The organism is Thiothrix winogradskyi (assembly GCF_021650935.1).
GTDB lineage: Bacteria > Pseudomonadota > Gammaproteobacteria > Thiotrichales > Thiotrichaceae > Thiothrix > Thiothrix winogradskyi.
This window is the reverse complement of the sequence record NZ_CP091244.1, coordinates 1,958,650-1,982,054: the sequence shown is the minus strand read 5'-3', so window position 1 is coordinate 1,982,054 and position 23,405 is coordinate 1,958,650. Positions and strand designations below refer to the sequence as shown.

General features: G+C 55.7%; 31 protein-coding genes and 1 pseudogene. 14 read left to right on the top strand and 18 right to left on the bottom strand.

Translation table 11 applies throughout. The features are described 5' to 3' along the window. The first annotated feature begins 38 nt into the window (after nucleotides 1-38). Nucleotides 39-461 carry an EamA family transporter gene (locus L2Y54_RS10045; RefSeq protein ID WP_236501739.1) on the top strand — a complete coding sequence of 141 codons (423 nt, stop codon included), beginning with the start codon at nucleotides 39-41 and terminating at the stop codon, nucleotides 459-461. A 27-nt stretch (nucleotides 462-488) separates the two neighbouring features. Beyond that, nucleotides 489-1,418 (top strand): cation diffusion facilitator family transporter, encoded by a 930-nt coding sequence (locus L2Y54_RS10040; protein ID WP_236501738.1) that lies wholly within the window; start codon nucleotides 489-491, stop codon nucleotides 1,416-1,418. 281 nt (nucleotides 1,419-1,699) lie between these two features. On the opposite strand, the pseudogene L2Y54_RS10035 reads toward L2Y54_RS10040, so the two are convergent. The 5 genes and pseudogenes from L2Y54_RS10035 to L2Y54_RS10015 form a co-directional block, all read right to left on the bottom strand. Further along, a pseudogene (locus L2Y54_RS10035) lies at nucleotides 1,700-2,739 on the bottom strand (IS5 family transposase). Nucleotides 2,740-2,776: 37 nt separating this feature from the next. After that, on the bottom strand, nucleotides 2,777-3,130 hold the full coding sequence (gene sdhD / locus L2Y54_RS10030; RefSeq protein ID WP_236501737.1) for a succinate dehydrogenase, hydrophobic membrane anchor protein: 354 nt from the start codon (nucleotides 3,128-3,130) through the stop codon (nucleotides 2,777-2,779). Further along, nucleotides 3,118-3,564 (bottom strand): DUF29 domain-containing protein, encoded by a 447-nt coding sequence (locus tag L2Y54_RS10025; RefSeq protein WP_236501736.1) that lies wholly within the window; start codon nucleotides 3,562-3,564, stop codon nucleotides 3,118-3,120. The genes sdhD and L2Y54_RS10025 overlap by 13 nt, the downstream gene beginning before the upstream one ends. Before the next feature lie 24 nt (nucleotides 3,565-3,588). Continuing rightward, nucleotides 3,589-4,422, bottom strand: coding sequence for a class I SAM-dependent methyltransferase (locus L2Y54_RS10020; protein WP_236501735.1), 834 nt, complete (start codon nucleotides 4,420-4,422; stop codon nucleotides 3,589-3,591). Between the two features lie 326 nt (nucleotides 4,423-4,748). Continuing rightward, a complete protein-coding gene (locus L2Y54_RS10015; protein WP_236501734.1) occupies nucleotides 4,749-4,934 on the bottom strand; it encodes a ribbon-helix-helix protein, CopG family in 186 nt (61 codons plus the stop codon). Between the two features lie 385 nt (nucleotides 4,935-5,319). On the opposite strand from L2Y54_RS10015, the gene L2Y54_RS10010 reads away from it, so the two are divergent. Both L2Y54_RS10010 and L2Y54_RS10005 read left to right on the top strand, forming a co-directional pair. Beyond that, entirely contained in the window at nucleotides 5,320-6,795 is a 1,476-nt protein-coding gene (locus L2Y54_RS10010; RefSeq protein ID WP_236501733.1) for a SulP family inorganic anion transporter, read from the top strand. Between the two features lie 11 nt (nucleotides 6,796-6,806). Beyond that, on the top strand, nucleotides 6,807-7,673 hold the full coding sequence (locus tag L2Y54_RS10005; protein WP_236501731.1) for a universal stress protein: 867 nt from the start codon (nucleotides 6,807-6,809) through the stop codon (nucleotides 7,671-7,673). A 30-nt stretch (nucleotides 7,674-7,703) separates the two neighbouring features. On the opposite strand, the gene L2Y54_RS10000 is transcribed toward L2Y54_RS10005, so the two are convergent. The 4 genes from L2Y54_RS10000 to L2Y54_RS09985 form a co-directional block, all read right to left on the bottom strand. Continuing rightward, nucleotides 7,704-8,438, bottom strand: a complete 735-nt coding sequence (locus L2Y54_RS10000) for an MBL fold metallo-hydrolase (RefSeq protein ID WP_236501730.1) — start codon at nucleotides 8,436-8,438, stop codon at nucleotides 7,704-7,706. Between the two features lie 27 nt (nucleotides 8,439-8,465). Then, on the bottom strand, nucleotides 8,466-9,131 hold the full coding sequence (locus tag L2Y54_RS09995; RefSeq protein ID WP_236501728.1) for an ArsR/SmtB family transcription factor: 666 nt from the start codon (nucleotides 9,129-9,131) through the stop codon (nucleotides 8,466-8,468). 110 nt (nucleotides 9,132-9,241) lie between these two features. Continuing rightward, a complete protein-coding gene (locus L2Y54_RS09990; RefSeq protein WP_236501726.1) occupies nucleotides 9,242-9,571 on the bottom strand; it encodes an MBL fold metallo-hydrolase in 330 nt (109 codons plus the stop codon). A gap of 16 nt (nucleotides 9,572-9,587) precedes the next feature. After that, on the bottom strand, nucleotides 9,588-10,025 hold the full coding sequence (locus tag L2Y54_RS09985) for a hypothetical protein (RefSeq protein WP_236501725.1): 438 nt from the start codon (nucleotides 10,023-10,025) through the stop codon (nucleotides 9,588-9,590). An 81-nt stretch (nucleotides 10,026-10,106) separates the two neighbouring features. Between L2Y54_RS09985 and L2Y54_RS09980 the strand changes: the two genes are divergently transcribed. Beyond that, nucleotides 10,107-10,313, top strand: coding sequence for an urease accessory protein UreH domain-containing protein (locus L2Y54_RS09980; protein WP_236501724.1), 207 nt, complete (start codon nucleotides 10,107-10,109; stop codon nucleotides 10,311-10,313). A 14-nt stretch (nucleotides 10,314-10,327) separates the two neighbouring features. Here L2Y54_RS09980 and L2Y54_RS09975 read toward each other — a convergent pair whose 3' ends face one another. Genes L2Y54_RS09975 through L2Y54_RS09955 form a run of 5 tightly spaced genes read right to left on the bottom strand, consistent with a single transcriptional unit; the run spans nucleotide 10,328 to nucleotide 13,339 of the window. Continuing rightward, complete coding sequence (locus L2Y54_RS09975) at nucleotides 10,328-10,891, bottom strand: tyrosine-protein phosphatase (RefSeq protein ID WP_236501723.1); 564 nt, start codon at nucleotides 10,889-10,891, stop codon at nucleotides 10,328-10,330. 34 nt (nucleotides 10,892-10,925) lie between these two features. Then, nucleotides 10,926-11,243, bottom strand: coding sequence for a DUF190 domain-containing protein (locus L2Y54_RS09970; protein WP_236501722.1), 318 nt, complete (start codon nucleotides 11,241-11,243; stop codon nucleotides 10,926-10,928). Nucleotides 11,244-11,254: 11 nt separating this feature from the next. Next, nucleotides 11,255-11,638, bottom strand: a complete 384-nt coding sequence (gene crcB, locus L2Y54_RS09965) for a fluoride efflux transporter CrcB (protein ID WP_236501721.1) — start codon at nucleotides 11,636-11,638, stop codon at nucleotides 11,255-11,257. A gap of 44 nt (nucleotides 11,639-11,682) precedes the next feature. Continuing rightward, nucleotides 11,683-12,609 carry a sulfite exporter TauE/SafE family protein gene (locus L2Y54_RS09960; RefSeq protein ID WP_236501720.1) on the bottom strand — a complete coding sequence of 309 codons (927 nt, stop codon included), beginning with the start codon at nucleotides 12,607-12,609 and terminating at the stop codon, nucleotides 11,683-11,685. Nucleotides 12,610-12,619: 10 nt separating this feature from the next. Beyond that, nucleotides 12,620-13,339, bottom strand: coding sequence for a DUF4395 domain-containing protein (locus tag L2Y54_RS09955; protein ID WP_236501719.1), 720 nt, complete (start codon nucleotides 13,337-13,339; stop codon nucleotides 12,620-12,622). A gap of 74 nt (nucleotides 13,340-13,413) precedes the next feature. Here L2Y54_RS09955 and L2Y54_RS09950 point away from each other — a divergent pair, with 74 nt between their 5' ends. Continuing rightward, nucleotides 13,414-13,947 carry a Crp/Fnr family transcriptional regulator gene (locus L2Y54_RS09950; protein WP_236501718.1) on the top strand — a complete coding sequence of 178 codons (534 nt, stop codon included), beginning with the start codon at nucleotides 13,414-13,416 and terminating at the stop codon, nucleotides 13,945-13,947. Nucleotides 13,948-14,007: 60 nt separating this feature from the next. On the opposite strand, the gene L2Y54_RS09945 is transcribed toward L2Y54_RS09950, so the two are convergent. Next, a complete protein-coding gene (locus tag L2Y54_RS09945) occupies nucleotides 14,008-14,784 on the bottom strand; it encodes a sulfite exporter TauE/SafE family protein (protein ID WP_236501717.1) in 777 nt (258 codons plus the stop codon). 19 nt (nucleotides 14,785-14,803) lie between these two features. Further along, on the bottom strand, nucleotides 14,804-15,157 hold the full coding sequence (locus L2Y54_RS09940) for a DsrE/DsrF/TusD sulfur relay family protein (protein WP_236501716.1): 354 nt from the start codon (nucleotides 15,155-15,157) through the stop codon (nucleotides 14,804-14,806). Between the two features lie 110 nt (nucleotides 15,158-15,267). Here L2Y54_RS09940 and L2Y54_RS09935 point away from each other — a divergent pair, with 110 nt between their 5' ends. From L2Y54_RS09935 to L2Y54_RS09900, 8 genes are read left to right on the top strand one after another with little or no spacing between them, the layout of a single operon-like run. Continuing rightward, nucleotides 15,268-16,500 (top strand): MFS transporter, encoded by a 1,233-nt coding sequence (locus L2Y54_RS09935; RefSeq protein WP_236501715.1) that lies wholly within the window; start codon nucleotides 15,268-15,270, stop codon nucleotides 16,498-16,500. A gap of 2 nt (nucleotides 16,501-16,502) precedes the next feature. After that, nucleotides 16,503-17,465: an AAA family ATPase gene (locus L2Y54_RS09930; RefSeq protein WP_236501714.1), complete on the top strand. Its 963-nt coding sequence runs from the start codon at nucleotides 16,503-16,505 to the stop codon at nucleotides 17,463-17,465. Between the two features lie 2 nt (nucleotides 17,466-17,467). Further along, nucleotides 17,468-18,379 (top strand): DUF58 domain-containing protein, encoded by a 912-nt coding sequence (locus L2Y54_RS09925; protein ID WP_236502020.1) that lies wholly within the window; start codon nucleotides 17,468-17,470, stop codon nucleotides 18,377-18,379. Further along, on the top strand, nucleotides 18,376-18,708 hold the full coding sequence (locus L2Y54_RS09920; protein WP_236501712.1) for a DUF4381 family protein: 333 nt from the start codon (nucleotides 18,376-18,378) through the stop codon (nucleotides 18,706-18,708). The genes L2Y54_RS09925 and L2Y54_RS09920 overlap by 4 nt, the downstream gene beginning before the upstream one ends. After that, nucleotides 18,705-19,706 (top strand): VWA domain-containing protein, encoded by a 1,002-nt coding sequence (locus tag L2Y54_RS09915; protein ID WP_236501711.1) that lies wholly within the window; start codon nucleotides 18,705-18,707, stop codon nucleotides 19,704-19,706. Before L2Y54_RS09920 ends, L2Y54_RS09915 begins: the two co-directional genes overlap by 4 nt. Next, complete coding sequence (locus L2Y54_RS09910; RefSeq protein ID WP_236501710.1) at nucleotides 19,703-20,713, top strand: vWA domain-containing protein; 1,011 nt, start codon at nucleotides 19,703-19,705, stop codon at nucleotides 20,711-20,713. The genes L2Y54_RS09915 and L2Y54_RS09910 overlap by 4 nt, the downstream gene beginning before the upstream one ends. After that, on the top strand, nucleotides 20,700-21,413 hold the full coding sequence (locus tag L2Y54_RS09905; RefSeq protein ID WP_236501709.1) for a tetratricopeptide repeat protein: 714 nt from the start codon (nucleotides 20,700-20,702) through the stop codon (nucleotides 21,411-21,413). The genes L2Y54_RS09910 and L2Y54_RS09905 overlap by 14 nt, the downstream gene beginning before the upstream one ends. Further along, nucleotides 21,407-22,450, top strand: a complete 1,044-nt coding sequence (locus tag L2Y54_RS09900) for a hypothetical protein (RefSeq protein ID WP_236501708.1) — start codon at nucleotides 21,407-21,409, stop codon at nucleotides 22,448-22,450. Before L2Y54_RS09905 ends, L2Y54_RS09900 begins: the two co-directional genes overlap by 7 nt. A 1-nt stretch (nucleotide 22,451) precedes the next feature. Here L2Y54_RS09900 and L2Y54_RS09895 read toward each other — a convergent pair whose 3' ends face one another. Together L2Y54_RS09895 and L2Y54_RS09890 are read right to left on the bottom strand one after the other, a co-directional pair. Continuing rightward, nucleotides 22,452-22,979, bottom strand: a complete 528-nt coding sequence (locus tag L2Y54_RS09895; RefSeq protein WP_236501706.1) for a hemerythrin domain-containing protein — start codon at nucleotides 22,977-22,979, stop codon at nucleotides 22,452-22,454. A gap of 15 nt (nucleotides 22,980-22,994) precedes the next feature. Further along, complete coding sequence (locus L2Y54_RS09890) at nucleotides 22,995-23,381, bottom strand: hypothetical protein (protein ID WP_236501705.1); 387 nt, start codon at nucleotides 23,379-23,381, stop codon at nucleotides 22,995-22,997. Nucleotides 23,382-23,405: the final 24 nt, after the last annotated feature.

Below are 23,405 nucleotides of genomic sequence, written 5' to 3'. Positions count from 1 at the left end.
GCAGGCATAACGGCATCACATTAGGGAGTCAACAAATCATGGAACGCTGGGTGACGTATGCCTTTATTTCGATGTTTTTCGCAGGCTTTACATCGGTCATTGCGAAACAGGGACTGGTGGGGATTTCCGGTGAACTGGGGCTGACAATCCGCACGATTTTTGTGTTTGCAATGGTGCTTGGCTTTGCTTGGTACGCTGTTCCAGCGGCAGCTTGGAGTACGGTCAGCAAAACAAACCTGTTCTGGCTGGGGATGTCTGGCGTGACTACCACGCTGTCATGGATTTTTTATTACAAAGCCCTGAAATTGGGTGATGTTGCGACGGTTGCGCTGATTGACAAAGGCAGCGTGGTGATTGCCATGATAATGGCTTGGCTACTTCTGAAAGAAGTGATCACCCTGCGCATGTTGGTGGGGGCAGCCATGATTATGGGCGGATTATTGGTGATTGCGAAAAAATAGGTGGTGCATAGCCACGAGGAACATAACATGACAGCGATTGACAATGCCCACACCGGACATGACCACGGGCATGAACACCATCATCACGCACCCAAAACCTTCAACCGTGCGTTTGCGGTCGGGATTGCGCTGAATTTCGGATTTGTGCTGGTCGAAGCCTTTTACGGCTGGCGCATCAATTCACTGGCGTTACTGGCAGACGCGGGGCATAACCTCAGTGATGTGGCAGGTTTGCTGGTGGCGTGGGGCGGAATGCTGGCGGGTGGTCTGTTGCCGAATGTGCGCCATTCCTACGGCTGGAAGCGTGCCTCGATCCTCGCCGCGTTTGCCAACGCCTTGCTGCTGCTGGTGGCAATGGGTTCGTTGATGTGGGAAGCAGTCGGGCGGCTGGGGACGGAAACCGCGCCGGATGGCTATACCATCATGGCGGTGGCGGGTGTCGGGGTGGTGATCAATACCGCTACTGCCCTGCTATTCATGCGCGGCTCGGATGACCTGAACATTCGCGGCGCATTCCTGCACATGGCGGCGGATGCGCTGGTGTCGGTAGGTGTGGTGGTATCCGGCGCACTGGCGTTGTGGTTTGGCTGGGGCTGGCTTGACCCAGTGGTGAGTCTGGCAATTGCTGTCGTCATTGTGTGGGGGACGTGGAGTTTGTTCCACCAGTCGCTGCATTTGCTGTTTGACGGTGTGCCGCAGGGGGTCAGCTTGCCGGAGGTGCAAACGTATTTGCAAACCCTGCCCGGTGTGACAGGGGTACACGACTTGCATATCTGGGCATTGGGTACGTCGGAAGTGGCGATGACTGCACATTTGCTGATGCCTGATGGCAGCCCAGGCGATGTCTTCCTGACCGAATTGGCGGCGGAATTGCGCGAGCATTTCGGTATCCAGCATCCGACGGTGCAGATTGAGACGCAGGCGGCGGAATGCGGTTGTCAGCAGCATTTCCTGTAACTGTCAGTAGGAGAGGGGCAGTACAGGCCATGTACCGCCACCTTCAGTGAGTTCTTTTTCAATGAACGAATGCCAGCCGTAACAGGAAAACAGCGCACAGTGTACCCAACAGCACCAACAATAGCTTGAGGGAACCTCTAAAAACCCGGCGTATTGCAACGGTTAGCGTTGGCCTATCGGCATTTTGTTAAAAAAACACCAACCCATCTCAATTTTTAGCACACCAAGCCACAATCAGGTTGTTTTTCCGCATTTTTGCTGTTTTTTCGGGAATTTCTCCATCAAATGGGCACAACTCCGCCCTCTCTGAGCGAACAGAGCCGACGCAGGTTATACACGGTTGCTTTGATGCTGAGGCCGAATACTGCCCGTGCCAACCCAATGCTGCGGATGGCTTTGCCACCCATCGCACAGATTGACCCAAACACATGCTCAACCCGTGCGCGGGGTCTGGCGATGCGGGTGTTGCGGCGTTTCTGGCAGTCGGATTGCGGCTTGCCTTTCTTGGCTTTGTGCTGGATGTGTAACCGCCAGCTACCTTGGTTGAGGCGTTGTTCACGGGATTGGTCTTCATAACCTTTGTCCGCCCATACGTCACGGCTGGTGTTGGCTCGGTCAGCACCGCTTCAAAATGGTTGGTGTCATGCTCTTTGGCGGTGCTGATATGGCGTTTGCGGATGAGTTTGTATTTCCGATCGGCACTGATACTGAGTTTGTAGCCGTGGTAGCTTTTGCCGTGTTTTTTCGTCCAGCTTGCTTCCGTATCCTTTTGGCGACGTTGGGCAGGTGTCCAGCCAGCGGGTGTTGCCGCTTGTTCCAACAGCGCTTTTTCTTCTTTGTGGAAATGTTGTTTAGGGGCTTCCACCAGCGTGGCATCGACGATTTGACCACCACGGGCAATAAAACCGTGTTGTTGTAATTGCCGTTGGACGGCATCAAACAGGGCATCCGCACCACCTGCCGCACTGATCCGTTCACGGAATACCCACAAGGTATTGGCATCCGGGATCGTGCTGGAATGACGCAGGCCACAAAACCGTTGGAACGACAGCCGGTCAAGCAATTGGTATTCCAATGCCTCGTCCGACAGGTTGTACAGGTGTTGCAACACCAAGACCCGTACCATCAGTTCCGTTGGGTAGGGTGGACGGCCTCCTCGCTTGTCACTTGGGCGTGGGGCGATGTGGTCGATTTCTGCTGCCAAGGCGACAAAGTTGACGTGCTGGTTCAGCGTGGACAGCAGGTCGCCCTTGCGGTCGAGTTTCTGTTCACGCTCTTCGGCGGCAAACAGACTGGTTTTGATGGCACTTTTCTTGGGCATGGCTAGTAACGGGGCGGTGGCTCAGATGAGCATTTTCTCACATTTGTGTGGGTATCAGTGGGTTTTTAGAGGTTCCCTTGAGTGTGACCAATACCGCTTGTTTGATGCCAGGGTGGTGGATGTAGTCCTCGACAATGACCTGCAAGCCAAGGTTGGCATGGTAAATGGCGGTCACGACAAACAGCACCGACAATACGGTGTTATGGGGCAGGGCGAACCAGCTTTTCACGCTGGTGTAGTCCTGCCCGACCAGTGAAGCCACCGCAAAAACCACCCAGAGGGTCAGTGGGATCAGGGCTATGGCAGTGACCCGTTGCTGCCACCAATGGTGTGGGCCAGCGTTGACCACGCCCAGCCCGTGGGCTTTTTTTACGGGGGTTATTTGGCGCATGACGTACCCTCCGCTGGGGGCAGGAAATCGGCACTGCTGATTTGTGCGAATGTCCACGGGCATTGGTCGGGCAGGCGGTTGGGCTGGATACCCGTGGTTTCCGCTACCGCCAACACTGCCAGTTCATACGCACGGGTGAGGGTTTGCGGGAGTTGTTCCGCCATATCGGGGTTATCCTTGAGCAACCAGTTCAGCCGCTTGCGTTGCCCGCTGATGGCGAATTGGCGGCGCATCACATAGACTGGCTGATATTGCCATTTCACCAGATTAACCAGTAAGTCAGTCAGCAGCACTTCCAGCACCCGTTTTCCGCTTGTACCCATCGCTTCCACCTCCTCTGCCAGGTGTTCGAGATCCAACTGGGCAAACTGGTGTTGCCGTAATAGCTTGGCTTGGGTGGCTGCCCAAGCCCGGTAATCTTGCCACGTTTTCATGATGCGGCCTCCTTGGGTTGCTGTTTAAGCCAATGGCTGGACGTGTGGGAGCAGGAATCCCAGCTTGGTACGGGTTTTCAGTTCCATCACTTCCACTTCCAGTGGTACAAGTGCTTTGGGTTTGCCCTTGCCGGATTTCCCTGCATACACCACGAAGTTCCCCCCCGGTACGGCGCAGATCAAAATTTCCTCAAAGTATTCCTTGAGGAAATGGAAAAACATCCCTTTGGCAGGTGGAAGCTCGTGGCAGTTGATGACCAGCCAACCATCAGCCGTCAGGGTGCGCTGACTCTCGCGGAAAAAGCGTTTCTGCATCTGGAACGGGTCAGCCCGCAGTGCATGGTACATATCCGCCCAGATCAGGTCGGTGCAGGCATCGGGCTGGCGGGTGATGTAGTCGCGCCCGTCTGCCACTTCGATGCTGAGGTGGGGGGATTCGGGCAAACCGAAGTAGTCCCGCGCCACAGCCACCACCGCAGGGCGCAATTCAACCGCTTGCAGGTGCAGGCTGGGGTTGAGTTGGTGGGCTGCCCGCAACAGGCAACCGCCACCCAAGCCAAACAGGGTAATGTGTGCCGGGTTGCCAAATGCCAGCCCTAATAGCATAGCGCGGGTGTATTGGTGTACCAGTTCGCTAGGGCGGTTCAGATCCATGCGGCTTTGCTCGTATATCGAGTCGAACGACAGTACCCGATGGTCTTGCTGGTCAAGCACCAAGATATTTCCCCAGCGGTCTTGCTGCTGGTGGAGCAGGATTTCATCTTCAAACATCACAAACCCGTTTATTTTCCGGTAAGCAGCACCCCACAGAATGGAGGGTTGCCGGAGCATATCCTTGAAACTGGGGATGCTATCCATCTATCAAGCCTCCTTTGCCCATGGGGCGGGAGCTTCTGAAGACAGGTTGAGTAGGATTGGCTGCTGCATTGGTTTCATGGTATCGGCAGAAAAAAAGGCGTACCCGTCGGAGGGATAGGTACGCCAAGTTGGGGGCTGATTGGAGATCGGTTGATCTTGAATATCCCCCTAACGGTTGGACGACAGTGTGAACTCAAACTTAGGTAATCGTGAGAATGAAGTTAGTATTATATGTTAATACTATTATAATGTCATTAGACACAATAAAGCCCGACCTCCCGTTTGGCAGGCATGGCTTCAGGAAAACGTTTGTTTGGGGGTAAGCGTCAGGCTTTCACATTGGGGTTGTTGATGGCTTTGCCGTAATCAATGCCATGTTTCAGCAGGTAATCGCGGATAAGCTGGCGCACCACTTGAGAACTGTTCAGGTCTTGCGAGGCGCACAATGCCTCAAATGCCTTTTTCTTGTCCGGGTCGATCAGGATGGTAAGGCGGGCAGTTTTGGATTCCATACAGGGTCAGTAGTCGGTTGTTGTGTTAACTAAATTGTAATCTGATGTGAACCAAGGTGCTAACCATAATCTTCATAGCCACTGAGTTTGTCAGGATAATCTGACCAGAAATTCCTCAACTGGCGAATTCATATCATAAGCGTATCATCTGTTTAGAAATCCCCAATGCTTTGGCAGGCAGCTTTCCTTTCCCGCCGTAGCCACCTATAATCCGCACCTTCTCACGATTAACCCGCATTTTGCCGATTCTGGAGACAGACCAGTGTAAGCACCTTCCCCACACGGGGTAACAGTGGCGACCTGCCACCGCATTTTTCATAACCACAGTCGGTGGCGTGCCTAGCAGTGCCTGCCGTATTCGTTTCACAACAATGGAATTTGAACCATGAAATCCCTCCAACAGGATTGGTTCGGCAATGTCAAAAATGACCTGCTTGCCGGACTCGTCGTCGCTTTGGCGTTGATTCCCGAAGCCATCGCTTTTTCAATTATTGCGGGCGTTGACCCGAAAGTGGGGCTGTATGCCTCGTTTTGTATCGCCGTGGTGATTGCGTTTGCGGGCGGTCGTCCGGGGATGATTTCCGCCGCGACGGGTGCAATGGCGTTATTGATGGTCACGTTGGTGAAAGACCACGGTTTGCAATACTTGCTGGCAGCAACCTTGCTCACCGGGGTATTGCAGATTATCGCTGGGTTGATCCGGCTGGATTTGCTGATGCGCTTTGTGTCACGGGCGGTAGTGATCGGCTTTGTGAACGCGCTGGCGATTTTGATTTTCATGGCGCAATTGCCGGAACTGATCGGCATGGGCTGGACAGTTTACGCGATGGTGGCGGCGGGTTTGGGGATTATTTACCTGTTGCCGTATGTGACCAAAGCCGTGCCATCGCCGCTGGTGGCTATCATTGTGCTGACCATTGTGGCGATTACTTTTGGGCTGGACATCCGCACCGTGGGTGATATGGGCGCGTTGCCGGATAGTTTGCCAGTATTCCTGTTGCCGGATGTGCCGTTAAATGTTGAAACCCTCGCGATCATTTTCCCCGTGTCACTGACATTGGCGGTGGTCGGCTTGCTGGAATCCTTGATGACGGCGACGATTGTGGATGATTTGACCGATTCCACCAGCAACAAAAAGCGTGAGTGCATGGGGCAAGGCGTGGCGAATATTGCCTCCGGCTTCCTCGGTGGCATGGCGGGTTGCGCGATGATTGGGCAATCGGTGATCAATGTGAAATCCGGCGGGCGCGGGCGGTTATCGACCTTGGCAGCGGGTGTATTCCTGTTGCTGATGATTGTGTTCATCGGCGATTGGGTCGCGCAAATCCCAATGGCGGCACTGGTGGCGGTGATGATCATGGTGTCGATTGGTACGTTCAATTGGGATTCGGTGCGCAAGCTGCGCGAACACCCGAAAAGTTTCAATGCCATCATGATTGCTACGGTAGCGGTGGTGGTAGCGACCCATGACCTTGCACAAGGCGTACTGGTCGGGGTGTTGCTTTCCGGGTTCTTCTTCGCCAACAAGATCGGGCGGTTTATGTATGTCAAATCACGTTCGGAAGACGAAGGGCGGATGCGGGTTTACGACGTGGTGGGGCAGGTGTTTTTTGCTTCCGCCGATGCGTTCATTGCAGCGTTTGATTTCAAGGATGTGCTGGAAAAAGTGCAGATTGATGTCAGCCGCGCCCATTTCTGGGATTTGACCGCTGTAGGTGCGCTCGACAAGGTAGTGGTGAAATTCCGCCGCGAAGGCACGGAAGTGGAGGTGGTCGGTTTGAATGAAGCCAGTGCCACCATCATTGACCGTTTCGGCACACACGACAAGGCAGGCGGCGACGACCTGTTGGCTGGACACTAAGGAGAAAACCCATGAAACCTGAAAACAAGATTCTCGCTTGCGTTGACCAGTCACACTATGCCGACCATGTGGCGGATTATGCCGCGTGGGTAGCAACCCGTATGGAATTGCCGCTGGAATTCCTGCATATCCTCGACCGTCACCCGGAACGTTCGCGTCATAACACGGATCACAGCGGCGCGATTGGCTTCAATGCGCAAAAAGTGTTGATGGATGAGCTGTCCAAAGAGGATGAGGATTTCAGCAGGCAAGCGCGGGAAGGCGGGAGGCTGTTTCTCAACCGCTTACGGGAACGTGCCATTGCCGCTGGGGTGGAAGCGCCCGATGTGCGCCAGCGTCACGGTGCGCTGGTGGATACCTTGATCGAGCAGGAGGAGGGTGTGCGCATGTTCATCCTCGGTCGGCGCGGGCAATCGGCGGAAACCACTCCGCGTGATTTGGGGCGCAATGTCGAAAACGTGGTGCGTGCCTTGCATAGCCCGATCCTGACGATTACCGACGATTTCAAAGCACCGCAACAGGTGATGATGGCGTTTGATGGCGGTAGTATGTCGCGCAAGGGTGTGGAAATGATTGCGGCTTGCCCGCTGTTTGTGGGCTTGCCGATCCATGTGATTACCTCCGGCGAACCGGGCAAAGGTTTGCGCAAACAGTTGGAATGGGCGAAAACCACGCTGGAAACGGCAGGGTTTGAAACCCATACCGCACTGTTGGCAGGCGACCCGGAAAGCGTGATTGCCAGTCAGGTGAAGGAGCGTAGCATTGATATGCTGATTATGGGTTCATATACGCATTCGCCGCTGCGTAGCTGGCTGTTTGGCAGCACGACTAATGATTTGTTGCAGGCATCAATCATTCCGACACTGTTGTTGCGTTGAACGGGATAGCGTCCGGTTTATCAGATCTATTTACTCACCGGTCACATTGCGGCAGATAATCTCCGCCATTCCTTCGGGGTGTGGCGGTAGATTGCCTAAAATCGTCGCCACAAACTCGTCTTTATCCGCCAACAACGCCGTATTAAACCGCTTTTCAAACGCAATCGTGGAAGACGGTTTGCCCGAAATTCCCGCCCCACACACGCTACCCGCTTGCGCACCGGGAAAAATTTCGACGTGATCCGGCAAGGTCAGCAGCTTGTTAAACAACGAATCGTGCAGCAAACCGCCCATACGTTCTTCTTCACCGCGCAAATCCGGTCGTCCCGCACCGCCCACAAACAGCGTATGCCCACTCAACAAAAACCACGGTTCAGCACTGCGGCGCACATCGGATACTAGCAAGCAAATGCTGTCCGCCGTATGCCCCGGCGTATGCAGCACTTGCGCAGTGACATTGCCGATAGTCAGCACCTGCCCATCCTTGAGCGCAGTAAATGCAAACTGCGGCGTAGAACTTTCGTGCAAGCAATACTCCCCACCACACCGTTGCGCCAACTCACGCCCGCCGGATACGTGGTCGGCGTGGATGTGGGTGTCGATGACGTAATCAATTTTCACCGCTTGTTGGGCGGCTTGCTGCAAAAACCAGTCCACATCTTCGGCATGGACATCCACCGCAATGGCGTGGCCTTTGCCACCACAGCCAAACAAATAGGCAAGTGAGGATGCGTCAGACGGCACGGTGCGTTGCAAGAAAAACATGGGGAATCCTCCGGAGCGGTTTTATGGTCAGTGCGTGGTTTGCGTGGGTAATCCGGCAGCTTTCCATTCTGGCAAGCCATCTTGCAGGCGCAGTGCGGTGATGCCATGTCCGCGCAAGGCTTGCACCATCTGGAAGGAATACACGCAGTAAGGCCCCCGGCAATAGGCCACGATGGTCTTGCTGTCGTCGAGTTCGTGCAGGCGTTCGGCGACTTCTTCCGGCAGCAGGTGGATTGCGCCGGGGATGTGTCCGGCGGCATATTCGGCAGCGGGGCGCACGTCCAGCACGGTCACTTCATCGCGTCCGATGCGGGCGAGGAGTTCTTCCGCGCTGATGGCTTCCATTTCAGCCTTGTTGGTCAGGTAGGTGTGGGCAAGGCGTTCCACTTCTGCCAGATGCAATTCGGCAGTACGGCGCAAGCTGGCAATCAGTTGCACTACGTCATCCCCCGCGAGGCGGTAGAGGCGACGTTTGCCGTCTGTGCGTACATTGACCAACGCAGACTGTTTGAGGGTTTGCAGGTGGCGCGAGGTATTCGCCACACTCAGGCTGGCAAGCTGGCTGAGTTCTTCCACGCTACGCTCGGTTTGGGCGAGGTAGTCGAGGATTTCCAAGCGTTGCGGGGAAGCGAGTGCCTGTGCAATCAGGGCGAACTGAGTGTTCAGTTGTTGTTTCGGGGTGGGGGTGGTCACGCCTGCTATCCTCATTCAATTGATTCGTTGAATGATTGCACGGGTAAGGGCGGACTGCAAGCGGTTTTCAAAATCGTGTGGAGTATGGGTTTCCCCGACATTACTCCGCTTCAAGCTGAAGATAAGTCTGCTGAATATCCGGTAATGTCTGGCAGTACACCCAGCATCCGGTCGTTGAACACGATGTCGCCAGTGAACACCACTTTTTCCTTGGGTAACCACAGCACCGCATCGCCGGGGAAATGCCCATCACCGAGGTAGCGCAGCGACATTTCCACCCCGCCGATGGTCAGGGTCTTTTCGTCCACCGGAAAGGTTTCGCTGGCGTATCCCACTTTCAACTCTTCGGGCTTGCCGCCGATCCCGCTGGAGAGGCGCATCCGGTTCATGGGTTCTTGTTCGTGCTGGCTTGCCACGGTTTTAGTCAATAGCAGTTTCATGGGATTTCCTTGTTGGTCAGTCGGCGCGGAATTGTGAGTGGCAACTCATGCACTGCCCCATGATGTCGGTGGTGTGTTTGAGCAGGTCACCCATATCATCGGTTTCGGCACGCACTACCAGTTCCTCAAACATCAGGTGAGTGGGGCCGCCAATGTCTTTGAAGGCTTGTGGCAAACGGTTGCGCAAGCTGTCCGGGGTTGCCCGTGCCATGCGGTTGCCGGATTGGGTGGCAAACTCGGCAATCATTTTGCGGTCTTCAGTACTGATGCCTTGCAAAATACCCTGAATGCTGCCGAGCATTTTGCGCATTTCGCTGAGGAATTCGGCGCGTTCCACGGGTGTCATGCCGAGGCTGGTGCGCGGGTCGGTCATATGGGTATCTTCCGCCGAGGTAACGGTAGGCAAGGCATAACCGAGCAGCGAAATCAGCAGGCAAGCAAACAGTCGTGTCATGGTATGGTCATCTTTAATGGGTTGATAATTCTCAATTCTGCCATAACTGTTATTGACTTGACATGATTGCAGGCAACGGCGTTGAGTGCTGCATCGGTCACGGGTGGGGCTTACCTGATGCTGGCTTTTGGTTTGGGGACACTCCCCAACCTGCTGTTGGCGGGCTTAATGGCAGTCCGGCTACGTAACATGACCCGGCATCCGCTTCTCCGTTATGTGGGTGGGGCGCTGGTGCTGGGCTTTGGTTGCTACGGCATTTTCAAAGCGATGCTAAAAATCATGGCGTAACAGTCAACTATTGCTTAGTGTCCAAGAAGAAAGTTGTCTAAGCTGTTGTCCATTGCAATGGTTTCATCCCAGATAGCCCACGGCACATGCCCGAACCGGGCTGAAAGCTGCTGGCGGATGTCCTGTTCAGCGTAACCATGGGAAGCCAAATACAGTGCCGAAACCAATCCAGTGCGGTCAGCGCCTGCCCTACAATGAATCAACAGTGGTTTGGGGGATTTCTCAATCAAGTCCAGAATCTCCCGCATCTGGTTTGCCGAGAGCATTCGCCCTGCTGACAGTGCGTAGTCGAGGTGTGCGACCTGATATGTCTTGGATACCGCAACTTCATCATCATACCAAGGCTTACCGGGGTTTCCACCGCGCAGATTCAGGATGGATTTGATGTGATGGGATGCAATGGCTTGCTGGAGTTGCTCGCCATCCAATTGTGCGGAACGGTAAACCACATCAGGCACTACCGCATGGAAATTGCCGTCATATTCCACCACCCAGTATGCACCTGCCAGAATAGCAATCAGTATCGCCAACATGGATAGACCACCGAACAATGTGCGGCGCAATAAGGTTATAAGCATAATTATATCCTGTTTTTGTTGCATTGGTTGTGGTTCAAGGTTCGCCAATGACCCCAAACTCAATAGGTGTTTTCATGTAAAAGAGATGCACACCTTCCTGTTGCAAGGTATCGAACAGATGGCTGACCTCCTCCTCGGTAGCCGCCATGACGATTTCCTGCGGCTGGTCAGCCAGTTCAAAAAAATGGGCAGCATGGATGCGTTTGTCATGCCCATAGCCCTCACTGGCGGCGATGATGGTTGCCCCGCCGATGCCCAGTTTGCGGGCAGTCAGCAGCAGCCATTCCGCTAGCGGCTCCCGCCCGTGTTTGCAGTCTTGCTGGGTAAAAAACGTCAATTGGTAGCCTTTCATGATGATCCTCCTCATGCTTGCCTCAACAGTTGCCATGTCGCCAAACCAGCGAACGTCATGATGAGCGACCCGACGACGTGGGTGGCGATTGCCCCCATTGCCCACCACAGCCGTCCAGCTTGCAACAGCGTCATGGTTTCGGCAGAAAAGGTGGAAAACGTGGTCAGGCCACCGCAGAAGCCAGTGATGACCAACAACCGCCATTCAGGTGCAAGGCTGGGGGCTTGGGCAAAAAAGGCGATGGCAATGCCGATAATGTAACCGCCAACCATGTTGGCTACCAGCGTACCCGGTGGCAGCAAGGGAAAAAGGCTATTAAGCCTGATGCCGAACTGCCAGCGCAATAACGCGCCTAACGCAGCCCCGATGGCAATGGCGACAATGGGTTTCCACATAATCCTGTCCGTCTTGATTGTTGAGTATAGGCCATTATACCCCCCTATACCGTGTGCATGAACTCCACAATATACTTCCCCGCCAAAGCCAGCACACACACCAGCAGGAGCAATTTCAACGCAGTCGCTGGGATGTATTTCTGGCAACGTGCGCCAAGGTACATGCCCGCCATGCCGCCCAGACCGAACAGCAGCCCCAGTTGCCAGTCGGGTGCGACCGATACGCCGGGGTAATACAACGCCAATAGCTGGAAAATGGCAACCCCCGCCACCGACGTGACCAATGTCCCCATCAATGCCGCCCCAGCAATGGCATGGACAGGCAAGCGAAAAAACGCCACAAAAAACGGTGCAATGATCGCCCCGCCACCAATGCCATAGATACCGCCGATAATGCCTACGCTGGCGCACAGCAGGAAAACGCCAAGAAAGGGCACATTGAACGCCTGCCCCATGAACGTAAATCCGATAGCGTCCCATGAAAACCGGGCATCTGACACCCGGTAGTCCATGCCATACTCCGCTGGGGCTGGCGGGGCAGCGATGGCGGCTACTTTGCGGCGCTTGGCAAAATCCGCCAACAATTTCACCCCCAGATACAGCAGGACAAGCCCGATGAAAAACTTGAAGTCCCGTGGGTCAGGCAAGTATTCCAGCCGCACCCATCCCCCGACCAGCACCCCCGGCAATGTGCCGATGATGACTGCCCACGTCAACGGCCAGACCATGCGCTGTTCCTTCACATAGCGCCACACCCCGCTGGGGATGGCCACCACATTGAATAGCTGGTTGGTCGCACTGACCGAAGGGGCCGTATAGCCCAACACCGACATTTGGAATGGCAACAGCAGGAAGCCCCCGGAAACACCCCCCATCGAGGCAAAAAAGGAGAGTACAAAGGCGACCAAGGGCGGGATGAACACCCAAGTCGTGACCCCAGATACCGGAAAGGTGACGTGCAACCAATCCATCGGCATTCCCTTATTGGCAGTTATGGTGCAGCTTCCACATATCGTCATGACCCATTTTTACTGCCCAATCAGGCGGGGTGCATTCATCGTTAGCAGCGGCTTCGTGCGTTATTGCACTGGATGCTGCACTGTGAAGCTGTTGCCCAACCACGCCGACCAAACCCAGAAATACCACGAGACTGGCGACTTGTGCCATACCAATTTTTTGGATGTTATGGCGCGTATTGGCTTCACAAGCATCACCGGGGCAGAGTTTAGCCTTTTCGCGGAAAAACAGGTTGTAAACCTTGCAGCCAAGACAAATGCCAAAAGCCGCTTCAAAAAACATTAGCGTCATGCAGGCAGAACACACCAGCATATTAATCGGCCCAATCACCCGGTTTAGCACCATCAGGTAAAACATCAGCAGCGCCAAGGCAAAGCCAATAGCCCACGCAAAACGTTTCTGGGGTGCGCCGACGTATTCGGGGGTTTGATTGCGCACCGCGAAACGCCCCAGAATCATGCTGGGTGCAAACTGTGGGTTGATAAACAGCCGGATAGTGAAATCCATCAGGAACGCGACAATGAACACCCGTGTTGGGTAGAAGTTGCCCATCAAAAACGCATTCATGAAAGTGACAATGGCGAAAAAAAACAGGATACCTGCTGCCGCCCGCACTTCACGTTCGTTGAGGACAGGGACGCTGTAATCTGCCAGCGTCTCACCAAATCCGAATACCTTGCCCATACTATCCCTCTACCTTATCCCTTGATATTGCGCAATCTTGCCACGGCTGGCGACGACATGACATGATTGCAATCATGTTTGATACATTAGTCACGCAATTACACGCCATCCCCGACGGCAAGGAACGCCACCTTGCCGCCGGTACATTCCTGTTCTATCAGGGGGACGAGGTGGAATCCCTGTTTCTGGTGCTGTCAGGTGAAATCCATCTGGTGCGCCACCAACCTGACGGCAGCAGCATCACCCTCCAGCGGGGAAGAGCCGGGGGAATACTGGCGGAAGCATCGTTGTATTCCCGTTGTTACCATTGCCATGCCACCGCCCAGAAAGCCGCCACTGTACAAGCCTTGCCCCGACAAGCTGTGCTTGCCCGTTTGCAGGCTGACTGCGGTTTTGCCCAAAACTGGATGGCTTATCTGGCGCAGGAAGTGCAGCAAGCGCGTTTCCGCAGCGAACTGCTTTCCCTCAAAACCGTGGCGGCGCGGCTGGAAGCGTGGCTGAACTGGCGGGGCGGCGGGCTTCCCCCCAAAGGCGAATGGAAAACGCTGGCGGAACAGTTGGGGGTCAGCCCGGAAGCCTTGTACCGTGAAATCGCCCGCCGCAGTTGAGGAGTGCCGCAACAAATCCAGCCTTGTCTGTCACCAGCGCGGTGTTGGCAAGCGATTGTATTAAAGTACCCCAGCCATCAACCCCAGCGCCACCACCACCAACAAAGCTGACACCGCCATCTGGATAGAATGGATGGTCATTTTTTTCATCAGGCGTTTGCCGACGAATGCCCCGGTGAAGGCAGCCAGGGTTGTTATTCCGACCAGCACCCAGTCAATGTTTTTGGCAGTCATGCTGGATGATTCCCAGCCATAAACCACTAGCCGGGTCATGTCCACCAACACTGCCAGTACCACGCCAGTAGCGATAAACGCCTCTTTGTCCAGCCCGGACTTGAGCAGGAACATACTGCGGAATGCGCCCTGATGCCCGGAAAGCCCGCCGAAAAACCCACTGACCAGCCCACCCAATGGCAACAGTTCCTGCCCGAAACGCAGTTGTTTGAACGCGGGTAAAAACTCCAGCAGCACGAAAACCAAGATCAGTGTTCCGATCATGAGCTTGACCGGAGTGACCTGTGCCAAACCGCCTGCAAACGGGTATTCCAGCAAAGGGGCTTGCGTTGCCAACCAACCCAGCAACACTGCCCCCAGCAATGCTGCCGCCACTGCCGGGATGCCGAAACGGGCAATGACACCCACATCAGCCTGCCGCCCCAGCAAGGCCAGCTTGAACAGGTTATTGGCAAAATGCACCAGCGCGGTCATGCCGATGGCGACTTCCACCGGAAAAAAGACCGCCACCACGGGCATGAGCAGCGTCCCCAAACCGAAGCCGGAAAACAGGGTCAGGGTGGAAGCCAGCAATGCTGCTAGCGGGATGATGAAAATGTCCATGTGTGGCGGTTTCCTGTACCTAAAACGTCAGTACCTTGTCGGCTGCCAGCGTCCATTGTGCCAGTTGCTGCATGGTGCTGGCTTCCACACCTTCAACCAAGGGGATGTCTTTCATCCCACGCGCATCAAGGCATGTACCACACGCTTTGATTTGCCCACCTTTCTGGATCACGGCTTTCAGCATCCGTTCAAGGTTGTAATAGCCTTGCGGGGTGGATTGTTTGGGCATGGCGCAAGTGACCGCATCCGCCATTAGGAAGATGAGGACTTCGGTATCCGCTTGTTCCTTTTGCAATGCCATTGCCAACCGCAGGGCATTGTAGGCTTTTTCCGTGCCGTAAGGGGCATCGTTGAGAATAAGCAGTATTTTCATGGCTGAAGCTCCTATCCAAAGTATTTGTCATTGTGCTTGCAGTGTAGCGGGTTTAAATCGTATATTCAATTCTTTGATTGAATGTTAATTTAAAGCCAGTATTCATACCCATGCACAGCACTTCACTCCCCATCCAACACGGCATCCGTGCCAACCTCACCCAAATCCTCCACCAGCTACTACAGGTATTCCTTGTCGGTCTAACCATTGGTATGACGCGCACCGTTGTCCCCGGTCTGGCAGAAACAGAATTCGGGCTGGGCGGACAGCAGTTCTTTTTGCTCACTACCTTCGTGGTGGTATTTGGTGCGGTAAAGTCCGTGATGAACCTGTTTGCAGGGCGGTTTTCTGACCGTTTCGGGCGCAAGCGCGTGTTGGTGGCGGGATGGATTGCTGCGTTGCCGATTCCGTTGCTGCTGCTTTACGCGCCGAATTGGGGTTGGGTCGTCGCCGCCACTGCCTTGCTCGGCATCAACCAAGGCTTGTGCTGGTCAATGACCCTCAACAGCAAACTCGACATGACCAACCTGAACCAAAAAGGGCTGGTCAATGGCATGAATGAGTTTTCCGGCTACGCCGCCGTTGCTTTGGCGGGTGTTGTTACCGCATGGTTGGTGGAGGTGTACGGCGCACGGTTGGGCTTGTTTATGTTTGGCACAACGGTGATTGTGCTGGGCTTGCTATTGGCGGTTCTGGTGATAAAAGAAACCCGCCCGTGGGCATTGGCGCACACGCAGGGAATAAAACCTGCGCCCGCACCATCATTAGGGCAAGCCTTTTGGTACGCGAGTTGGCAAAATCGCAATCTGTTAGCCTTGAATCAGGCTGGATTGGTGGAAAAATTTACCGATGCGCTGGTCTGGATCATTCTACCCGTGTGGTTCGTATCGCAAAACCTGACGCTAGTGCAAGCCAGTTCCATCATTGGTGTTTACGCACTGGTGTGGGGTGCAAGCCAGCTTATCACGGGTTCGGCATCTGACCGTTTCGGACGTAAGCCACTGATTGTCGGCGGTATGTGGCTGTGCGGCATCGGCGTATTGCTGCTGGTACTCACCCACACCGTCTGGCTGTGGACGTTGGAAGCAGGGCTAATCGGTTTCGGCATGGCAATGCTTTACCCCACACTGGGCGCGGCAGTTGCCGATGTCAGCCCGCCCGCGCAACGCAGCACCTTGCTCGGCGTATACCGTTTCTGGCGTGACTTCGGCTATGCTGTCGGCGCACTGAGCATGGGCTTGCTGGCACAATGGACGCAAGGCTTGGACGTAACCTTTTGGCTGGTCGGGGTAGCTATGCTGCTCTCTGGCGCATGGGTTGCGCTGACATTTAACAAGGAGTAACTGTGCAAACCCAAACCGAATTCCTGCAACTGCGTTCCCACCTCGAACAGGTGATTGTCGGGCAATCCGACTTACTCGACCGCCTGATGATCGCGCTGCTTACGGGCGGACATATCCTGTTGGAAAGCCTGCCCGGTCTGGCGAAAACCACCGCTGTCACCACGTTGGCAAGCGGTGTTCACGCCAGTTTCCAGCGCATCCAGTTCACGCCGGATTTGATGCCGGGGGATTTGACGGGGACGGATATTTTCGAGCCGCAACACGGCACCTTCCGTTTCATACCAGGGCCATTATTCCACGAAATCGTGTTGGCGGATGAGATCAACCGCGCTCCGCCCAAAGTGCAATCCGCGCTGCTCGAAGCCATGCAGGAACACCAGATCACCGTCGGCGGCGTGACCCGCCCCTTGCCCGAACTCTTCATCGTGATGGCGACGCAAAACCCACTGGAACAAAGCGGCACATACCCTTTGCCCGAAGCACAACTCGACCGCTTTTTGCTGCATGTGGTGCTGCAATACCCCACGGCTGACGACGAATTGCTGATCCTGCAACGCGACCGTGCGCGGCATTACGGCGCGGATAAACCCGTGCTGCATTCGCCCTTGCACCCGCAGCAAGTCTTGCAAGCCCGCCGCGAAGTCGCCGAAGTGCATGTTGCGCCGGAACTGGAGCGGTATATTGTTGCGCTGGTCGGGGCTACCCGCGATTTGGAGCAGTTTGATGCAGCGTGGGCAGATTATTTGCAGGTAGGGGCATCGCCGCGTGCGTCGATTGCGTTGCTGCGAGCCAGTAGTGCGCTGGCGTATTTGCGTGGCAGGGAATACGTCGTGCCGGATGATATTTTGGAGATTGCGCCGGATGTGTTGCGCCATCGTCTGGTGCTGGGGTATGCGGCACGGGCGGCGGGTGTGGATGCGAATGCGGTGGTGCGTAAGGTATTGGCGGGCGTGGCGATTCCGTGAAAATGGTCTTCCCCCCACTCCTTACCGAAACCGAATTACAAGCGTTATACCAACGCGCCCGCAGTGCAACCGCTGACAGTTCCCTGCAAAACCTGCTGGAACAACGCCAAGCCGGTGACGTAGCTTCACGCTATCGCGGGGCAGGGCTGGATTACGCCGAAAGCCGCGCCTACCAACCCGGCGACGAACCGCGTTTCATGCACTGGAGCGTTACCGCCCGCACTGGCAAAGCGCACGTCAAACAGTTCCGCGAAGAACGCCGCCCCGCCGTGTTCATCGTGTTTGATCGGCGCAGAGCCATGCGTTTTGGCACGAAAGTACGCCTCAAAGCCGCGCAAGCTGCCCGCGTTGCCGCACTGATCGCGTTCGCCGCCACACAACAAGGCTGGGCAGTCTCCGGCGTAATCTTGGAAGCGCCGCCCCACTGGTTTCCCACCTCAACCGACACCCATGCCGTATGGGAATTCGTGCGTCAATGCGCAGCAACGTGCCCACCGTTACCGACTACGCATGAACCTACCTTGGCAAGTATTCTGCCGCTCATCAATGCGTCTGTGGTACGCGGCACACACGTCTATCTACTCAGCGATTTCGCCGATCTGGACGCAGCTTGTGAGGCACATATCCTGCAACTCCTCCATCATCACCCGCTGTTCACAGTGCAAGTGCTGGACACTGCCGAATGCGAATTACCCGCTGCCGGACGCTTGAACCTGCAAGGACTGGATGGCGTTACCCACTGCGTCAATCTGGCCGACCCCATCTTACGCGAACAGTTTCGCCAGCAAGCGGCGACGTTGCACGATGAGCAAGCGCAACGTTTGCGCGGTTGGGGTTGCCATTACACCCAACTCCTCACAGATGTGGATGCACCAGAATTGGCAGTGCCTTTACCACACGGGATGGGGACATGAACACCAGTCTGCACGATCTCGAACTACCGCCAGAACCATTGCCCATCATCGTATGCTGGCTGGCAGCGGTCGTAATCATCCTGTTGTTGGCTGGCTTATTTGGGTACTGGCGCAAACGCCAACATCCTGCTACGAAGGCTTTGCGCAAACTGGCAACGCTGCCGAACGATCCCTCCAACCTGCCACAACTGGCGAAAATAGTGCGCGAAGCAGGGCTTACTTCCCCCGCAGCACTCGACCACGCCCGCTTCGCCCCAACACCTTGCACGCCAGAAACCTTCGCCACTCTTAAACGCGAAGCCCGCACTCTGTTGGAACAAGCCCGATGAACATTGACTGGCTTACCCTGTATCTGGCTCTAATACCGGTAGTGTTATTGTTGGCTTCGACTACGCTCAGCCAACGCACCGACCGTTCCCTGAGCGAAGTCGAAAGGAACATGGGGAAAGGGGGAGTCTTCCTCCATCCACTGGCACACCTACTACCAGCCACCAAAATCCCCACATGGCAACGCCACCTACAACGCGCCATCATCCTCTGGCTGTGGCTCTGCCTAACCCTCGCCATCGCCCAACCCGTACAACGCGGCACAAAACTCCCCGACCTGCCGCCCGAACGCGACATCCTGCTACTGGTTGATGTATCCATCAGCATGACCCTAACCGACTACGCCCTCGATGGGCAAAAACGCAGCCGCATGGATGTACTCAAAACCCTACTCCAGGATTTCGCCAACCGTCTGCAAGGCGAACGCCTCGGCATGATCGTGTTCGCCGAAAACCCCTACCTGCTCGTGCCGCTGACCCGCGACCCAACACTGGTGCAACGCCAACTGCAACGTCTCACCCCAACCTTGGCAGGGCGCGTTAGTGCCGTCGGCGATGCCATCACCCTCGCACTTAAAGAAGCGGGCAAACAACCGCAACGCAAACCCATTTTCGTACTCTTCACCGACGCTGACGAATCCATCGGGCGCGTAGACCCCGAAGCTGCCGCCTCACTCGCCGCCGAAAGCAAGATTCCGCTGTACACCATCGCTATCGGCTCCACAGCAGCCACGATGGAAGGCGACACCGGCGGATTAGCCTACCAACCCGTCAATCTCGCCCTGCTACAAACATTGTCAAAACGCACGGGCGCAACAACTTACCAAGCCGGTGATGCGCAAGCCGTCGAGCAAGCCCTTGCCGACATTACCCGCCAACACCAAAACGTAGCGGAACAAATCCCACGCTACGAACAGCAACCGCTGTACCACTGGCTATTACTGGCAGGTTTGCTGCCGCTGATGTTGTGGCAACTCTGGCAACGTAGAGCAAACACATGACGCTGTGGCAAGCCTTACACTGGCGAGAACCCTTATGGCTGTTACTGGCACTGTTTCCGCTACTGCTTGCCGCATGGGGCTATTTCCAGCAACGCCACCAAGCGCAAACCTACGCCGACCTGCATTTATTACCGTGGGTGCAAATAACCGCCAGCCAGCACGGTTGGTGCAAATGGCTGTCACCGCAAACGCTGTGGGCTATCGCGTGGCTACTATTCGCCATCAGCCTTGCCGGGCCGCGCATTCCGCAAACCCAGCCCGATGACCTGCGCCCCGCCCAATTCGACGTGCTGGTGGTGCTAGACATTTCGCGCTCGATGCAAGCCACCGACCTTGCCCCCAACCGCCTGCAACGCGCCGCGCTGGAATTGCACGAATTCCTCAGCCTTGCCCAAGGAAGCCGCGTCGGCATCGTGGTGTATGGCGCACGTCCGCACCTGTTCGTGCCGCTGACTAACGATGCCAACGCCGTGCGCTTTTATCTGCAACATCTGGAAACACTGGTGCTGCCGACGCTTGGCACTGACCATGCCGCCGCACTCGGCTTTGCCCAGCAAGAACTCGCGGCTCGTAAACAAACATTACCCGCCGCCGTGTTGTGGATTACCGATGGCGATATTCCCGCTGACCAACACGCCGCCTTGCAAACCCGTGTGCAAGCCCTGCAAGCGGCTGGCATTCCGCTTTACAGCCTTGGCGTTGGTACAGAAGACGGCGAAGCCATCCCACTCCCCGGCGGCAAATGGCTGGAACACGACGGGCAAGCGGTACGGTCGCGCCTCGACAGTGCCTTGCTGCAAAGCCTGAGCACACAAGCGGGCGGTGCGTATAGCGCGGTGAAAGACGATGCCAGCGATTGGCAAACACTGTACACCAACGGCATTGCGCAAGTGTTTCCAGCTACTGCCAGCAATGCGCAACAGTGGCGGGAATTGTATGTGTGGACATTGTTGCTGGGGATGGTCTGCGTGTGGTTGGCAGTGTGGATGCGGCATGATGAAAACTAAGTTACTGCTCATGGTGTTACTGCTGCCGATGTATTCACACGCTGATGAAGTCGACTTAACCGCTGGCATTCAAGCCTACCGCACCGAACACTACGACACCGCCACCCAACATTTCACCGCCGCCGTCTTCGCCGCCACCAACGACACCGAACGCGCCCGCGCCCTCCATAACCTCGGCAACAGCTACTTTCAACAAGGCGATTACGCCGCCGCCGCGCAAGTGTTCCGCGATGCCCTAACCTATCGCCCCAATCATCCAGCCACCCAGCAAAACCTCGACCTTGCCGCCGAAGTCCAAGCCGAACTCGAACGCCGCCGTGCAGCCGGACAGCGTACCGCCGCCAACAACGCCAGCACAGGCGCACGCCGCGAACGCAATACCAATACCCTCGACTGGGATCAAGCCAGCACCCTAACGTTAGGCGAAGGCAAAGACGCACCCGCAAACGCCCCACCACCCGCTTTACCCCCAAACATCGAGCAACTGGTCAACAAAGGCATGGCAAGACTGGCAGAAACCGGCGCAACCAACCCACAAACATGGCGCAAAAGCCAACAATCGCTTGACGATGCCCGTATTGCCCAGCAACAGCTTGACGACGACCCTGCTGCTTTATGGAAACGTCTGTTTGAAGTCGAAGAAGGCTACACCGCCACGCAAACCCAACCCAACGAATTACCGGGAGTCCTGCCGTGGTAGCCGCCGATTTGCCGTGGACAATCCAGCTCGAAGATGCGCAAGTTTGGCAACGCGAACGCACCACCCTGACAGTAACCGTCGAAACCACCGACCGTTTCGCCACCCTCGAAGCTAGCTTGCCGCGCATTGAAGGTGTCGATGTGCAAGCCATGCCTGCCACCAACGAAGCAAGCGAGGATGGCAAACGCATCCTACGCCTGACATGGCAATTATCTGCCCACACCCCCGGCACACAAACCATCCAACTGCCCACCATTCGCTACAACCTCAACGGACGCGATGCCGCACAATGGCAACCGCCCGTGCAAACGCTGGACGTGCAAGCCCTGCCACCGTATTTGCCGCCTACCATCCCCGTCGGTAATGTCGAGATTGAATCACACATCGAACCCAGCGGTGTGTTGCAACCGGGGCATCTGGCGTATTGGCACATCCGTTTGCACAGCGACGCGGTAAACACGGCGCAATTCCCGCCGATTCTCAAACAAATGCGCAGCAGTGGAGTGGAATTATTCCCTGCGAAAGTCGCCAAACCTGCCCGTGACGGCGGGCAATACCGGCTCGAATACCACATCCCCTTCAAGCCGCAAAGCAGCGGACCGCTGGATTTACCCACCTTGCAATGGCATTGGTTTGACCCTGAAACGGCACGTTTGGAACACAGGCAATACACGCCACCACGCCCGTGGGTATTGGGTTGGATTTGGCGTGGTGTAATGGGTGTGTTTAGTCTGCTGGCATTGTTGGCAAGCCTATGGTTTGGCGTAAAGCTGGCGGGAAAACACTGGCGGCAATGGCGCGGTAAACGCCGTATTTTACAGGCATTACAAACACCGGATTCCCCACACATGGTACAAAAAGCGATGTGTGAGTGTGCTACTGCCCACGGTTGGGCGGAAAATCTCAGTGTGGCGCAATGGTTAAGCTGTTGGGAACAGCATTACGGTGTAGCGGATAACTTACGCATTCAGATACAAGCATTTGAACGTTCACGATTTGGTGGGAAACAGGGGGTATTTGTGCCACCAGTTCCGTAGTTCATGTTCGCCGTGCCGCCATGCGTTGCCCCATCTCTGCAAGCTGGTCAGGCTTGAGCAGGTACTCGGCAAGGGGCAACAGCTCTTTTTCTTCCACCGCAATGTGCGCAAAATAGCCCATCACGAACGCTTCCACCTGTTCAGCGGGAAGTTCCGTACCCGTACCCTCGGCAAGCTGCTGCAACAAGGGCTGTAATGCCTGCCACTGGGTTTCCAGTACGATATGCGCAGCTTCTAAATCTGCCAGCAATGCCCCCATGTGGGTATCACCTGCCGGAACTGTCGCCCGCAGTGCCGGGAACAAGTCTTCTTCCTCATCCTGATGGTGCAACAAAGCCGCTGTGGTGAAATAGCGCAACACCGCTTGCGCCGCCTGTTGTGCCTGCCCATCACTACCGTGCTGGTTCAGGTGATCCACCAGATTGCGCAGTGTACCGCACTGGTGCATGAGCTTGCCGTGGCAGGCGTGCAGCAGTTGCAATGGGCGGTCGAAAGAGGCTGCGGTATCGCTGTTGGGGTTCAGTAACACGGTATTTCCTTGCGCTTAATGCACGGCAGTTTGCTGTTGGTGGCGGCTGGCGGCGTGCGCCACGGCATCATCCACTGACATACCCGCCTCCACCCCATCCATGATGCTGCGTTGCAGGATTGCGCCCAGCATTTCCACGTTTGCTTGCTGATGCACCTTGGCAGACTGGAGGAACATCTTGGTGCTGGGGCTATCAATCGAGTCCTCAAATTCCTGATAATCCTTGCCCGTCGCCAGCCAGTAGCACAGGTCGTACAGCAGGCGGAATACGCGGTCGATCGCGCCGTCATCCGTACCGGGCAGGTTTTGCTCCACTTCCTGCCGCAAGTCATGGCGGAAGTTCTCCAGCGTGTAATCGACTTCGGCCTTAACGACCTGTTCGGGGGTAAATTCCCACTGCATTGTGATCTCCTCCTCGTAAATATT